This is a genomic window from Pseudomonas sp. GM102, assembly GCF_000282555.1.
Lineage (GTDB): Bacteria > Pseudomonadota > Gammaproteobacteria > Pseudomonadales > Pseudomonadaceae > Aquipseudomonas.
The window spans coordinates 1-13,347 of record NZ_AKJB01000110.1 but is presented as its reverse complement, the minus strand read 5'-3'; the positions used below and the strand labels follow the sequence as shown (position 1 = coordinate 13,347).

Below are 13,347 nucleotides of genomic sequence, written 5' to 3'. Positions count from 1 at the left end.
TTGACCCGTGTTGGCTTTTTTTAGGGTCAACCGAAGCAGGACCGTCGCTATGAGTCTAGTAGGAGAAAATCCACATCATGGACAACTCCCTTCTCACCAATCGGCCGAACGGGCGGTAGCCCTTTCACGTTCGCGAAGCCCGTAGCGGCCTTTGGCGAACATCCATCACCGGATTCTTTGCTATCCCAAGACCAGCCGTACACTGATAGTGTTACCGCCAGGCATAAGATTGGTTGCACAGGCTTCCCTATAGCAAAGCCCGTACCAGACCGCTCGCTAAAGCGATTCAGCGACAGGTCAATAGCAAAACTTGCAGCCTTGCGACATCTTCTTAACTGATCAACCCGTTGCGCACTCGAACCTCGCACTTAAATGAGAGCGCATGCACAAATATGGAGCACCCATGACCGAGCCCTTGATTCTGGAACCCGTCAAGCCCGCAGATGCCTGCGTAATCTGGCTGCACGGGCTGGGCGCCGACCGCTACGACTTTTTGCCGGTAGCCGAAGCGCTACAGGAAAGTCTGCTCACTACCCGCTTCGTCCTGCCCCAGGCACCGACTCGCGCCGTCACTATTAATGGTGGCTACGAAATGCCGAGCTGGTACGACATATTGGCCATGAGCCCGGCGCGCGCGATCAGCCGCGAGCAGCTAGAAGTGTCCGCGCAACGGGTCTTTGATTTGATCGAAGAGCAGAAGGCCAGCGGAATAGACGCCTCGCGCATCTTTCTCGCCGGTTTTTCCCAAGGTGGCGCCGTGGTATTGCACACGGCCTTTGTGCAATGGCAGGGACCGCTGGGTGGCGTACTTGCCCTCTCTACTTATGCACCGACCTTCAGTGATGAACTGGAGCTTTCCGCCAGCCAGCAGCGCATTCCGGTGCTGTCATTGCACGGCCAGTACGATGAGGTGGTTCAAAACTCCATGGGCCGAACCGCCTATGAGCATTTGAAGCAGCGTGGTGTCACCGTGACATGGCAGGAATACCCAATGGGCCACGAAGTGTTACCCGAAGAAATTCGTGACATCGGCGTCTGGCTCGCCGAGCGTTTGCGTTAAAAGCTACCCATTGATCCATCCCACTACGCCGCGCCCGATTCTTGCATTACACTGGCCGGCGTATATTCCTTAACCAATTGATGAGATGACCGTGCTCAAAGCACTCAAGAAAATGTTCGGTAAAAGCGAGACTGAGCAGCTCGCGCCAGTCTCCAGCGCTCCTTCTCATATTCCCAGCCACCGCACCGACGGTAATCAGCCTGGCCGGACCGCAACCGTAGCGGCACCGAAGCACGAGCCGGTGACCACACCGACCGCCCCCTCTGCCCCGGCCATTGTCTCTGAACAGCCGCGCAGCGAAGCCCCGAAACCGGCAAAACCGCGTCGCGAACCAAAACCAAAAGCGCCGGTTATTCCCTGGAAACTCGAAGACTTCGTCGTCGAACCCCAGGAAGGCAAAACCCGCTTCCACGATTTCAAACTCGCCCCCGAACTGATGCACGCCATTCAGGACCTGGGTTTTCCGTATTGCACGCCGATCCAGGCGCAGGTGCTCGGCTTCACCCTCGCGGGCAAAGACGCCATCGGTCGCGCCCAGACCGGCACCGGCAAAACCGCTGCCTTCCTGATTTCGATCATCACTCAGCTGCTGCAAACCCCGCCGCCCAAAGAGCGCTACATGGGTGAACCGCGGGCACTGATCATCGCCCCGACCCGGGAGCTGGTGGTACAGATCGCCAAGGACGCAGCCGACCTGACCAAGTACACCGGCCTCAACGTCATGACGTTTGTCGGCGGCATGGACTTCGACAAGCAGCTCAAGCACCTTGAGGCCCGTCACTGCGACATCCTGGTGGCCACTCCGGGCCGCTTGCTGGACTTCAACCAGCGCGGCGATGTGCACCTGGACATGGTCGAAGTGATGGTGCTGGACGAAGCCGACCGGATGCTCGACATGGGTTTCATCCCACAAGTGCGTCAGATCATTCGCCAGACTCCGCCGAAGAACGAGCGCCAGACGCTGCTGTTCTCCGCGACCTTCACCGAAGACGTGATGAACCTCGCCAAGCAATGGACCACCGACCCGTCGATCGTCGAGATCGAAGCGCAGAACGTGGCCAGCGAAAACGTCGAGCAACACATCTACGCGGTGGCCGGTGCCGACAAATACAAACTGCTCTACAACCTGGTCAACGATAACGGCTGGGAACGGGTCATGGTCTTCGCCAACCGCAAGGACGAAGTGCGGCGCATCGAAGAACGCCTGGTGCGCGATGGCGTCAACGCGGCGCAACTGTCTGGCGATGTGCCGCAGCACAAGCGCATCAAGACCCTGGAAGGTTTCCGCGAAGGCAAGATCCGCGTGCTGGTAGCCACCGATGTGGCCGGTCGCGGCATTCACATCGATGGCATCAGCCACGTGATCAACTTCACCCTGCCGGAAGTCCCGGACGACTACGTGCACCGCATCGGTCGTACCGGCCGTGCCGGCGCGGATGGCGTGTCCATCAGTTTTGCCGGTGAAGACGACTCCTACCAGCTACCGTCCATCGAGGCGCTGCTGGGTCGCAAGATCAGTTGTGAAACGCCACCGACGCACCTGCTGCGGGCGGTTGAGCGCAAGCGCCCGTAACGCGGGCCTTCAGAAAGAGGCGCAGCCGGAAACGGACTGCGCTTTTTTTTCGTCCGGTTTTTTTAACAGGAGCTTGCTAGAGACAACTAAAAGTCCATAATGGACAAATTAGTTTACTTTCAGCGCCCGGAGCCGACCATGCCCAGCACGCCTTACGTGATCACCCAACCCCAGGCCCGCGAACTGCTGGCGCAAGTCGACGTACCGCAGATCCTGCGCAAACTGTTCCGCGACCTGGCCGCCGGGCAGGCTGTGCAACCGGCGCAACAGTGGGTGGAATTCCCGCAGGGTGCCGGGGACTTCATCAACTACCTGGGTGTGCTGGCCGAAGACGGGGTCTATGGCGTCAAGACGTCGCCTTACATCGTGCGCGAGCAAGGCCCGCTGGTAACCGCCTGGACGTTGCTGATGTCGATGCAGACCGGTCAGCCGCTGCTGCTCTGCGATGCCGGTGAATTGACCACCGCACGCACCGCCGCGACGACGGCGGTGGCGGTCGATGCCCTTGCTCCATTGAACGCCCGGCGCCTGGCGATCATCGGCAGCGGTAACGTGGCCCAGGCGCACCTGCACTACGTCAAGGGCCTGCGGGACTGGCAAAGCATCAGCCTTTATTCGCCGAGCCTGAAGGGCAAGAATCCCGAAGCGCTGGCACAGCTTAAAAGCCTCGATCCACGGCTGACCCTCGTCGACAGTTGCGAAGCCGCGATTCAGGATGCCGACGTGATCATGCTCTGCACCTCGTCCGCCGGCCCGGTGATCGACCCGTCAATTTTGAGCAAACCGGCGCTGATCACCTCCATCAGCACCAACGCCCCACGCGCCCATGAAGTGCCGCCGCAGAGCCTCAATGACATGCAGGTGTTCTGTGACTATCGTCAAACCACTCCGGGCTCGGCCGGCGAAATGCTGATCGCCGGTGAGCAGCATGGCTGGGACAAGCGTTCGATTGTCGGCGACCTGCCCGACTTGCTCAGTGAAAAAGTCCAGCGCCCCGACTACGACCGCCCGGTGTTCTTCCGCTCCATCGGCCTGGGCCTGGAAGACATCGCACTGGCCAATGCCCTTTACCAACTACAGCGCTAACACCACGCCCTTCGTAGGAGCGAGGCTTGCCCGCGAAGGCGGTGTGTCAGTAGACATAAACCAAGACTGACACATCGCCTTCGCGGGCAAGCCTCGCTCCTACAGCAGTTCTCTACAATTTCGGCATTTTGCGCCCCCACAGGAGACGTTCATGAGCCAGGCAGACTTCATCATCATCGGCGGCGGGATTGCCGGCGCTTCCACCGGTTTCTGGCTGTCGCAGCACGGGCGGGTGATTGTGCTCGAACGCGAATCCCATCCGGCCTATCACTCCACCGGACGCTCGGCGGCGCTGTTCACCGCCGCCTACGGCACACCGCAGGTTCGGGCATTGACCCAGGCCAGCCGCGACTTCTTCGACGCTCCACCGCCCGGTTTCTGCGAACACCCGCTGCTGACCCCGCGCGGCGAGATGACCGTCGACTTCACCGGCGATCCGGCCGAGCTGAGCAATCAATACCTGAGCGCCAAAGCCACGGTGCCAGAAATGCAGCAGCTGAGTGCCGACGAAGCCTGTGCGCGCCTGCCAATCCTGCGTCGGGAAAAAGTCCATGGCGCGATCTACGACCCGACCGCCAGCGACATCGATACCGATGCTCTGCATCAGGGCTATCTGCGCGGTATCCGACGCAATAAAGGTGAAGTTCATACCGACAGCGAAGTGTTGAGCCTGAGCCGTGATGCCGAAGGACAGTGGCAGGTTCAAACCGCGACTCAGACCTTCAGCGCCCCGATCATCATCAACGCCGCCGGTGCCTGGGCCGACAAGATTGGCGAGCTCGCTGGCGCCAAACCGCTGGGTTTGCAACCCAAGCGCCGCGCAGCCTTTATCTTTGCCGGCCCTGAAGGTCTGGATATCCACGACTGGCCAATGCTGGTCAGCCTCGATGAATCCTTCTACATGAAGCCCGATGCCGGCATGTTCCTCGGCTCACCGGCCAACGCCGACCCGGTGGAACCGCACGACGTGCAGCCCGAAGAGCTGGACATCGCCATGGGCATTTACCAGATCGAAGAAGCCACCACCCTGACCATTCGCCGTCCGACCCGCACCTGGGCCGGCCTGCGCAGTTTCGTGCGCGACGGCGATTTGCTGTCCGGCTTCGATCAGCAGGTGCCGGGGCTGTTCTGGGTCGCGGCGCAAGGCGGCTACGGCATCCAGACTTCACCGGCCATGGGCCAGGCCAGCGCGGCACTGGTACGCGGTGAAGCCTTGCCCGAGCAGCTCACCCGTTTCGGCCTGGACGCCGAGATGCTCTCCCCCGCCCGCCTGAGCTGATCCTGCCCGTCAGGTGACGTGTCCACACGATTGCGGCAAACTTCCAGTGCCCCTTTTTAACGGGGCACTGACGCTGCCTGGAGTTCCACTGTATGAACGCACCTGAAAAAGACTCGGCCCTGGACGCTACGTCCATGGACAACTTTCGCGCGATTGCCGATGCGATCGCCACGTTGTTCTTCCCTCACGCCGAGGTGGTGCTGCACGACCTGCGCACGCAAAAGGTCGATTACATCGCCAACAACCTGTCCAAACGGGAAATCGGCGACGATTCGTCGCTGGAAGACATGCTCAGCGAAGACGTCAGCGAACGAAACATCGGGCCGTACGAAAAGCTCAACTGGGACGGCCAGAAGATTCGCAGCCTCAGCAGCGTGCTGCGCGACAGCGAGGGTCGCCCGCTGGCGGTGCTGTGCATCAACCTGAATATCTCGTTGTTCGAGAACGCGAAAGCGGCGCTGGATTTGTTCCTGTCGCCGACCAAGCTGATCCCGCAACCGGACTCACTGTTTCGCGATGACTGGCAGGAACGGATCAACACCTTTCTGCACGCCTGGCTGCGCGAGCGTCAGTTGAGCCTGAATGTGCTGACTCGCGACCACAAACGCGAACTGGTGCTGGCGCTGCACGCCGAAGGCGCCTTCAAAGGCAAAAGCGCCTCCAACTATGTGGCCAATGTGCTGAACATGGGGCGGGCGACGGTGTACAAGCATTTGAAGGAATTGAAGGGTTGAGTGTTGAGATCTTCGTCGATTGAAAGGGCCCCTTCGCGGGCAAGCCTCGCTCCTACAGGTTTCGCGTCGTTCACCCGATTTGTGAACAACGTTGGACTGTAGGAGCGAGGCTTGCCCGCGATGGCGATCGATCAATCGCCGTAAATATCGGACTTGAAGTACTTCTGCGAAATCTTCTGATACTCGCCATTGGCGCGAATCTCGTCGATCGCCTTGTTCAGATCCGCCACCAACTGCGTGTTGCCCTTGCGCACGGCAATCCCGGCGCCCTCACCCACGTATTTCGGGTCTTTCAATTCCGGCCCGACAAACGCATAGCCCTTGCCACGCGGCATCGACAGGAAGTCATTCAGTGGAATGGTGTCGGCAAAAATCGCATCGAGACGACCGGCTGCCAGGTCCATGTAGATTTCTTCGTTGTTGCCGTAGCGCTTGACGTTGATGCCCTTGGGTTCGAAAACCTCGGTAGCGTAACGGTCAGTGGTGGTTGCGCGCTGCACGCCGATGTTCTTGCCCTTGAGGCTGGCGTACTGATCATCCACTACCGCGCCGTCCTTCATCACCAGACGCGATGAGGTGAAGTAGTACTTGTGAGTGAAGTCCACCGACTTCTTACGGTCTTCGTTAATGGTCATGGACGACAGCGCCATGTCGATTTTCTTCACTTTCAGGGAAGGAATCAGACCGTCGAACTCGCCTTCAACCCACACACACTTGACCTTCATCTGCGCGCACAGGGCATTGCCGATGTCGTAGTCGAAACCGACAATCTCGCCTTTGTCGGTTTTGGATGCAAACGGCGGATAAGCCGCTTCGATACCGATACGCAGGTCTTTCTCGGCGGCGAACAAGCTACTGCACGCCAACAGGCTCAGGGCCAGACCGGTGATGAGGGGGAATTTCTTCATATTCGTTCTCTCGCGGGTTGTTGTTGGTTTGGCAAGACAGAAGAAAACTGAAACGGGGTAAACCTTTTTTGTACTTAGAATTCCATACTGGACTTTTACGTATTATCCGTCAATCGAGCAGACAGCCTTATACCCGGCCTCTGGTCGGGTGCTAGCCGAATGCAAAAAAGGCCGGGTCGATACTTCGCGAACAAGCGAAGCACCGACCCGGCCCTCAGGAACCTCCCAGAGCGTTACTCCAGCGCGGCAGCCGGCCCGAAGAACTCGTAACGACTCTGCTTCTCCGGCACACCCAAAGCCTTGAGGTGACGCTTGATCGCCGCCATGAAGCCTTTAGGCCCCAGGAAGTACGCATCCACATCACGCTGTTCCGGCAACCACTCGCCAAGTTGTTCCTGGCTCAACAGGCCAACCTTGTCCGCCGCCGGGCTGATCCCATCGTCTTCGGCATAGCAATAAAAACGCTTGAGCTGCGGATGACGCTCGGCCAGGCCATCGATCCAGTCACGGAAAGCATGCACGCTACCGTTGCGTGCGCAGTGGATAAAGTGCACCGGCCGCTCGGTCGCCAGAGCTGCTTCGAGCATCGCCAGCGTCGGGGTGATGCCGACGCCACCACTGATCAGCACCAGCGGTTTGTCGCTGGCGGTCAGGGTGAAATCCCCCGCTGGAGGGAACAGCAGGATACTTGCGCCGACATGCAGTTGATCGTGCAAATGGTTGGAAGCGCGGCCGCCGGTTTCGCGCTTGACGCTGATGCGGTACTGGCCTTTGTTGGCCAGCGCCGACAGCGAATAATTACGCCGAATTTCTTCGCCATCGAGGATCAGTTTCATGCCGATGTACTGGCCTGGCTCTGCCGCGAGAATCGGGCCCTTGTCCGCCGGTTCGAAGTAGAAAGAAATGATTTCTGCGCTCTCCTCGACCTTGGCCACCACGATGAACTCCCGCGCACCACGCCAGCCGCCCGGCGCCTGTGCTTTCTGGTCGTAGATGCTGGCTTCGGCGCCAATCAGGATCTCGGCCAATTGACCGTAGGCCGCGCCCCACGCGCTCATCACTTCAGGCGTGGCAATCTCTTCGCCCAGCACTTCGGAGATCGCTCGCAACAGGCAGCTGCCCACAATCGGGTAATGCTCCGGGAGGATCTGCAGGGCCACGTGCTTGTTGATGATCTTGGCCACCAGGTCGCCCAACTGATCGAGTTGGTCGATGTGCCGCGCATACATCAATACACCGTTGGCCAGGGCGCGAGGCTGATCGCCGCTGGCCTGGTGGGCCTGGTTGAACAGCGGGCGGACTTCCGGATATTCGGAGAGCATCATGCGATAGAAGTGAGTGATCAACGCTTCGCCGCCGCTTTCCAGCAACGGAACGGTGGACTTGACGATGGCACGGTCTTGAACGCTAAGCATAAGAGCAACTCCTGGGCTTTATATGAATAACCTTTACGTATCAGTTTCCATGCCAACTATTAAATCCTTATAAATCAGTTAGTTAAAAACACAGTAGTCATATCGACACACGACGCTTTATAGTCACACCGACTACACGGAGTCATTATGACTGCAAAATTACTGCTCACGACCCTACTGCCCCTGGTCTCCGACCTGTCCCGCGAACTGCCCGAAGGCGAGCGCTACCGGCGCCTGCTCGAAGCCATGCGCGCCCTGCTCCCGTGCGACGCCGCGGCCCTGCTGCGACTCGATGGCGAATGGCTGGTGCCGCTGGCGGTGGACGGGTTGAGCACCGACACCCTCGGTCGACGTTTCAAGGTCAGCGAACACCCGCGCTTCGAAGCGCTGCTCAGCAGCCCCGGCCCGACTCGCTTCGCCGCCGACAGCGATTTGCCTGACCCTTATGACGGCCTGGTCGATGGTCTTCACGATCACCTGGAAGTCCACGACTGCATGGGCTGCCCGCTGTTTATCGACGAGCGCCCGTGGGGTTTGCTGACCCTCGACGCGCTCGACCCGGAACGTTTCGAACCGATCGAACTGGACGCCCTGCAAGCCTTCGCCAGCCTCGCCGCCGCCACGGTCAACGCCGCCGAGCGCATCGAACGGCTGGCCAATCGCGTCGAAGACGAACATCAGCGCGCCGAGGTTTACCGTCAGGCCAGCGGCCAACAGAACCGCGAAATGATCGGCCAGAGCAAGACTTACAAGCGACTGGTGGAAGAGATCAGCTTGGTGGGCGGCAGTGACCTGACGGTGCTGATCACCGGCGAAACCGGAGTCGGCAAAGAGCTGGTGGCCCAAGCCATCCACGCCGCGTCCCCACGGGCCGACAAACCGATCATCAGCCTCAATTGCGCCGCCCTGCCAGACACGCTGGTGGAGAGCGAATTGTTCGGCCATGTGCGCGGTGCTTTCACCGGGGCGACGAACGATCGGCGCGGCAAGTTCGAGCTGGCCAATGGCGGTACGTTGTTCCTCGATGAAGTGGGCGAACTGTCGCTGACAGTTCAAGCCAAATTGTTGAGGGTGCTGCAGAGCGGTCAACTGCAGCGCCTGGGCTCAGACAAGGAACATCAGGTCGACGTGCGATTGATCGCAGCGACCAATCGCGACCTGGCCGAAGAAGTGCGCAGCGGTCGCTACCGTGCCGACTTCTATCATCGCCTGAGCGTTTACCCGCTGCTGGTGCCCGCACTGCGCGATCGCGGTCGGGATGTGCTGTTGCTCAGCGGCTTCTTCCTGGAACAAAACCGCTCACGCATGGGCCTCAACAGCCTGCGCCTGACCAGCGATGCGCAAGCGGCATTGTTGACGTATGACTGGCCGGGGAACGTGCGGGAGCTGGAGCATTTGATTGGCCGTAGCGCATTGAAGGCGTTGGGTAACTGCAAGCAACGGCCGAAGATTCTCAGCTTAAACGCGGCGGATCTGGATTTGCCCAATGGCAGCGTTGAACCCGCGCCAGAACAGGTGATTGCTGCGCCAACGGTTGCGTTAATTTCAGGGGACTTGCGTGAGGCCACCGAGCATTATCAGCGCCAACTGATCAGCGCTTGCCTGCAACGACACCAGAACAACTGGGCCAGCGCGGCGCGGGAGCTGGGCCTGGATCGGGCGAACCTTGGACGGATGGCCAAGCGGTTGGGTATGAAATAGTCTCACCCGGATAACATCGTACTCTTGTGGCGAGGGAGCTTGCTCCCGTTGGAGTGCGTAGCGCTCCCGTTTTTTCCAGAGTAGAACCTCATTGCTGGTTTCACGACCGCTTCGCGGCCGAACGGGAGCAAGCTCCCTCGCCACAGGGGTTCACCGTTTGGCTGGCAGTGGGCATTTCCCCTAAAGCCTGCCCCCGACAAGTCGATAACCCGGCATCGATAGCTGTTGGCGATCTTCACAATCGCCCATCACCTTTCTCCACAGAAGGTTTTTATGTCTTCCAACAAAGCCCGCGCAGATTCACTTTCGCTTCTGCTGTTTACCTTGCGCAGCGGCAAGCTGATGGCGATCAACCTGCTGAAAGTCAGCGAAATCATCCCCTGCCCGCCGCTGACCAAGCTGCCGGAGTCGCACCCCCACGTCAAAGGCATCGCCACCCTGCGCGGCGCATCGTTGTCGGTGATCGACCTGAGCCGCGCCATCGGCGAGCGACCGCTGGAAGACCCCAACGGTGGCTGCCTGATCGTTACCGACGTCAGCCGCTCCAAACAGGGCCTGCACGTTCAGGCGGTGAGCAAGATCGTCCATTGTCTGACCACCGACATCCGTCCACCACCCTTCGGCTCCGGCGGCGTGCGCTCGTACATCACTGGCGTGACCTCGGTCGACGGCACGCTGGTGCAAGTGCTGGACATCGAAAAGGTTATCCACGGCATCGCTCCGGCGCAGATCGAAACGGCCCCGACCGAACTGAGCATGGAAGACGCCGAAGTCCTCGGCAATGCGCGGATTCTGGTGGTCGATGACAGCCAAGTCGCCTTGCAACAATCGGTGCACACCCTGCGCAACCTCGGCCTGCAATGCCACACTGCTCGCAGCGCCAAGGAAGCCATCGACTGCCTGCTGGACCTGCAAGGCACCGCCCAGCAGATCAATCTGATCGTCTCCGATATCGAAATGTCGGAAATGGACGGTTACGCCCTCACCCGCACATTGCGCGAAACCCCCGACTTCTCACACCTCTATGTGTTGCTGCACACCTCGCTGGACAGCGCGATGAACAGCGAGAAAGCTCGACTGGCCGGGGCCAACGCGGTGCTGACTAAATTCTCCTCGCCGGAACTGACCAAATGCCTGATCGCGGCGGCCAGGGCCGTCGCCGAACAAGGTCACTGAGTTTTGGCCGAGGACTATTGTTTTCTGATGCGGCGCAACCTGGGTGAGGTTGTGCCGCCTTTCACTTGGCCAAATGGCATTGAGTTGACCCGGTACCGTCCCGAACTTGCTGAAGCCGTTCATCACTTGATGGAACTCGGCTATCGGGAAGGTAGCGGTCGCGTGCCGGCGCTGGACGTCTGGCAACAGCGTTTCGAAACCGATCCCGAATACGATCCGTCCCTGTGCTTCATCGCGTTCGACGCCGAAGGAATCGTCGGCGTCGCCCAGTGCTGGACCAGCGCTTACATCAAGAGCCTGGTGGTGCACCCGCGCGCTCAAGGCCTCGGACTTGGCCGTGCATTGCTGCTAAATGCTTTCAACGCATTTCAACAACGTCGCGAAGGCTTTGTGGATCTGAAGGTGCTGGAAAACAACCTTCGGGCCCAGCGCTTGTATGAAAGTGCCGGGATGTATGTGGTCCGCCGGGAGCAGGTTCCAACCTGACACCGCCTTCGCGGGCAAGCCTCGCTCCTACAGGGTTCGGTGACCTGTGTAGGAGCGAGGCTTGCCCGCGAAGAGGCCCGCACAACCACCCAAAACCATCAGGCATACTCCGACCTCGGCCACGACACGCCAAGGATGCCCAAACCATGAAAGCCACCACCCTGACCTTCCTCTGCCTCATCACCCTCACCACCCAAGCCCATGCCTCCAGCCCCGACGCCTGGGCCGCCTACGATAAAGCCGTGCTCGCCAGTTGCACCAAGGCCAGCGGCCTGAAGAACGCCAACCCCGTCGGCAACGCCGCGCAGTTCGATGACCGGGTCGGTTATACCGCGCTCCTGCTGCAAGGCCAGTACCCGCAAAAACACATGAAAGGCCAGCAAGGCACCGAGTTGTGCCTCTACAACAAGAAAAACAAAACCGCCTACGTGACTGAGTGGGACTCCATCCGCCCAACAGCAAAAGCGCAATGAATGGCGCATAACTTGCTTCGGCACAGGCCTTTGCGGTGGCTTTTTGTCGCCATTTCATGCCCTCACAGGTGACTGGCCGTTAGATGAATACAACGTTTTCCTGCGTAGGTTGTGGCAAATGCTGCAACGACCACCATGTACCCCTGACACTGGCCGAAGCCCGGATGTGGGCGGCCGATGGCGGTCAGGTGATCGTGCTGGTAGAGGCCTTCCTCGCCAATGGCCTGGGCCTGCCCGCGCAGCAACGCGAACATGCCGAACGCCGTTCGGTGGCGGTTCGAAGCGGCGCCTGCGAGGCCCACGTGGCGATCACCTTTGCCGCGTACAACGTCGGCCCCTGCCGGAATCTTGACGAAGACAACCTCTGCCGCATCTACGAACGCCGACCGCTGGTGTGCCGCATCTACCCGATGGAAATCAATCCGCACATCCCGCTCAACCCGGCGATCAAAGAATGCCCGCCCGAGTCCTGGGAAACAGGGCCGGATTTGATCATCGGTGGTGAACTGGTGGATCAGGAGCTTGTGGGATTGATCCAGCGCTCCCGTCAGGCGGATCGCGATGAGATTCAGGCCAAGGAGGCGATTTGTGCGCTATTGGGGATTCGGACGACTGCGTTGAAGGGCGATGGATTTACTGCTTATTTGCCGGACATGACGGCGTTTGCCATCGTCATCGATCAGGTGGCGCAGCAGCCGTTGGCAGGATCGGACGGTGAATGGGTCTTTCATGTGTCAGGCGACGATATCGCCGGGCGAGTGCAGGCAGCCGGGGCGCTGGTGGCGACCGAAGTGCCGCTGAACTATGCGTTTATTTCGTTGCGGGCGGCTTGAGCCAGAGGATGTGTTGTATTTAATGGCCTCATCGCGAGCAGGCTCGCTCCCACAGTGGATTTCGTCGTACACACTATCTGTGTCTCATGAAGATCACCTGTGGGAGCGAGCCTGCTCGCGATGACGATAGATCAGGCACCGCAGAGGCAAAAACTCAGCGCTTACCCATCGAACGACGAGTGCCAGGAGGCGCTGCACCTGGGGTCTTGGTGTGGCCATTCTTCGCGCCATTCTTGTACCAAGGCTGGCTGGCATTCTTCGCCGCGGCCAATTCTCCCGGTTTGAACGGAAACTTGAACGCTGGGATCGCCGCTTTGGTTTCGCTGTCTGCGCTGGAGTCGACGCTGTCTGGCAGGTCTGCCTGGTCGTCGCTCAAAGCGTCGGCAACCGGCGGTTGTGTCGGGGAAGTCATGAAAGCTCCGGGTGATGCTCAAAGAGTCGGGCCCGGTAGGCGAGCCGCGAAAGGCGGCAGTATACCTGTGTCGGGAGCCGCAAGCTTCACGCCGCAAGCGAGTCCGTCGGGTTTTGTGTTGACCGACCTGCCGCTATCGCGGGCAAGCCCGCTCCCACAGGGACAGCGGTCATATACAAAATCTGTGTATGGCACAAATCCTGTGGGAGCG

General features: G+C 59.8%; 13 protein-coding genes. 10 read left to right on the top strand and 3 right to left on the bottom strand.

Annotated elements, in window-relative coordinates:
• Window positions 1-403 precede the first annotated feature (403 nt).
• The 5 genes from PMI18_RS05575 (at window position 404) to PMI18_RS05595 (ending at window position 5,732) form a co-directional block, all read left to right on the top strand.
• Entirely contained in the window at window positions 404-1,060 is a 657-nt protein-coding gene (locus tag PMI18_RS05575; RefSeq protein WP_007905486.1) for an alpha/beta hydrolase, read from the top strand.
• An 85-nt stretch (window positions 1,061-1,145) separates the two neighbouring features.
• Window positions 1,146-2,633 (top strand): ATP-dependent RNA helicase RhlB, encoded by a 1,488-nt coding sequence (gene rhlB / locus PMI18_RS05580; protein WP_007905484.1) that lies wholly within the window; start codon window positions 1,146-1,148, stop codon window positions 2,631-2,633.
• A 138-nt stretch (window positions 2,634-2,771) separates the two neighbouring features.
• Window positions 2,772-3,719, top strand: a complete 948-nt coding sequence (locus tag PMI18_RS05585) for an ornithine cyclodeaminase family protein (protein ID WP_007905482.1) — start codon at window positions 2,772-2,774, stop codon at window positions 3,717-3,719.
• Window positions 3,720-3,870: 151 nt separating this feature from the next.
• Window positions 3,871-4,998 carry an NAD(P)/FAD-dependent oxidoreductase gene (locus PMI18_RS05590; RefSeq protein WP_007905480.1) on the top strand — a complete coding sequence of 376 codons (1,128 nt, stop codon included), beginning with the start codon at window positions 3,871-3,873 and terminating at the stop codon, window positions 4,996-4,998.
• A gap of 92 nt (window positions 4,999-5,090) precedes the next feature.
• Window positions 5,091-5,732, top strand: a complete 642-nt coding sequence (locus tag PMI18_RS05595; protein WP_007905478.1) for a helix-turn-helix transcriptional regulator — start codon at window positions 5,091-5,093, stop codon at window positions 5,730-5,732.
• Between the two features lie 131 nt (window positions 5,733-5,863).
• Here the strand turns inward: PMI18_RS05595 and PMI18_RS05600 are convergent, their stop codons facing one another.
• Complete coding sequence (locus PMI18_RS05600; RefSeq protein WP_007905477.1) at window positions 5,864-6,640, bottom strand: ABC transporter substrate-binding protein; 777 nt, start codon at window positions 6,638-6,640, stop codon at window positions 5,864-5,866.
• A gap of 233 nt (window positions 6,641-6,873) precedes the next feature.
• Window positions 6,874-8,055: an NO-inducible flavohemoprotein gene (gene hmpA / locus PMI18_RS05605; protein ID WP_007905475.1), complete on the bottom strand. Its 1,182-nt coding sequence runs from the start codon at window positions 8,053-8,055 to the stop codon at window positions 6,874-6,876.
• A gap of 147 nt (window positions 8,056-8,202) precedes the next feature.
• Between hmpA and norR the strand changes: the two genes are divergently transcribed.
• The 5 genes from norR (at window position 8,203) to PMI18_RS05630 (ending at window position 12,724) form a co-directional block, all read left to right on the top strand.
• Window positions 8,203-9,756: a nitric oxide reductase transcriptional regulator NorR gene (gene norR / locus PMI18_RS05610; RefSeq protein WP_007905473.1), complete on the top strand. Its 1,554-nt coding sequence runs from the start codon at window positions 8,203-8,205 to the stop codon at window positions 9,754-9,756.
• Window positions 9,757-10,029: 273 nt separating this feature from the next.
• Window positions 10,030-10,932, top strand: a complete 903-nt coding sequence (locus PMI18_RS05615) for a chemotaxis protein CheV (RefSeq protein ID WP_007905472.1) — start codon at window positions 10,030-10,032, stop codon at window positions 10,930-10,932.
• Window positions 10,933-10,959: 27 nt separating this feature from the next.
• The gene (locus tag PMI18_RS05620) at window positions 10,960-11,418 is read left to right on the top strand and encodes a GNAT family N-acetyltransferase (protein ID WP_033036828.1); all 459 of its coding nucleotides are present in this window, start codon (window positions 10,960-10,962) and stop codon (window positions 11,416-11,418) included.
• A 146-nt stretch (window positions 11,419-11,564) separates the two neighbouring features.
• Entirely contained in the window at window positions 11,565-11,891 is a 327-nt protein-coding gene (locus PMI18_RS05625) for a hypothetical protein (protein WP_007905462.1), read from the top strand.
• 83 nt (window positions 11,892-11,974) lie between these two features.
• The gene (locus PMI18_RS05630; protein WP_007905460.1) at window positions 11,975-12,724 is read left to right on the top strand and encodes a YkgJ family cysteine cluster protein; all 750 of its coding nucleotides are present in this window, start codon (window positions 11,975-11,977) and stop codon (window positions 12,722-12,724) included.
• A 154-nt stretch (window positions 12,725-12,878) separates the two neighbouring features.
• Here PMI18_RS05630 and PMI18_RS05635 read toward each other — a convergent pair whose 3' ends face one another.
• Window positions 12,879-13,136 carry a hypothetical protein gene (locus tag PMI18_RS05635; RefSeq protein ID WP_007905458.1) on the bottom strand — a complete coding sequence of 86 codons (258 nt, stop codon included), beginning with the start codon at window positions 13,134-13,136 and terminating at the stop codon, window positions 12,879-12,881.
• Window positions 13,137-13,347 lie beyond the last annotated feature (211 nt).

Bases quoted from the DNA above. Each gene is read 5' to 3' on its own strand.
- PMI18_RS05575 (WP_007905486.1), top strand. From the start codon at position 404: ATGACCGAGCCCTTGATTCTGGAACCCGTCAAGCCCGCAGATGCCTGC.
- rhlB (WP_007905484.1), top strand. From the start codon at position 1,146: ATGACCGTGCTCAAAGCACTCAAGAAAATGTTCGGTAAAAGCGAGACT.
- PMI18_RS05585 (WP_007905482.1), top strand. From the start codon at position 2,772: ATGCCCAGCACGCCTTACGTGATCACCCAACCCCAGGCCCGCGAACTG.
- PMI18_RS05590 (WP_007905480.1), top strand. From the start codon at position 3,871: ATGAGCCAGGCAGACTTCATCATCATCGGCGGCGGGATTGCCGGCGCT.
- PMI18_RS05595 (WP_007905478.1), top strand. From the start codon at position 5,091: ATGAACGCACCTGAAAAAGACTCGGCCCTGGACGCTACGTCCATGGAC.
- PMI18_RS05600 (WP_007905477.1), bottom strand. From the start codon at position 6,640: ATGAAGAAATTCCCCCTCATCACCGGTCTGGCCCTGAGCCTGTTGGCG.
- hmpA (WP_007905475.1), bottom strand. From the start codon at position 8,055: ATGCTTAGCGTTCAAGACCGTGCCATCGTCAAGTCCACCGTTCCGTTG.
- norR (WP_007905473.1), top strand. From the start codon at position 8,203: ATGACTGCAAAATTACTGCTCACGACCCTACTGCCCCTGGTCTCCGAC.
- PMI18_RS05615 (WP_007905472.1), top strand. From the start codon at position 10,030: ATGTCTTCCAACAAAGCCCGCGCAGATTCACTTTCGCTTCTGCTGTTT.
- PMI18_RS05620 (WP_033036828.1), top strand. From the start codon at position 10,960: ATGCGGCGCAACCTGGGTGAGGTTGTGCCGCCTTTCACTTGGCCAAAT.
- PMI18_RS05625 (WP_007905462.1), top strand. From the start codon at position 11,565: ATGAAAGCCACCACCCTGACCTTCCTCTGCCTCATCACCCTCACCACC.
- PMI18_RS05630 (WP_007905460.1), top strand. From the start codon at position 11,975: ATGAATACAACGTTTTCCTGCGTAGGTTGTGGCAAATGCTGCAACGAC.
- PMI18_RS05635 (WP_007905458.1), bottom strand. From the start codon at position 13,136: ATGACTTCCCCGACACAACCGCCGGTTGCCGACGCTTTGAGCGACGAC.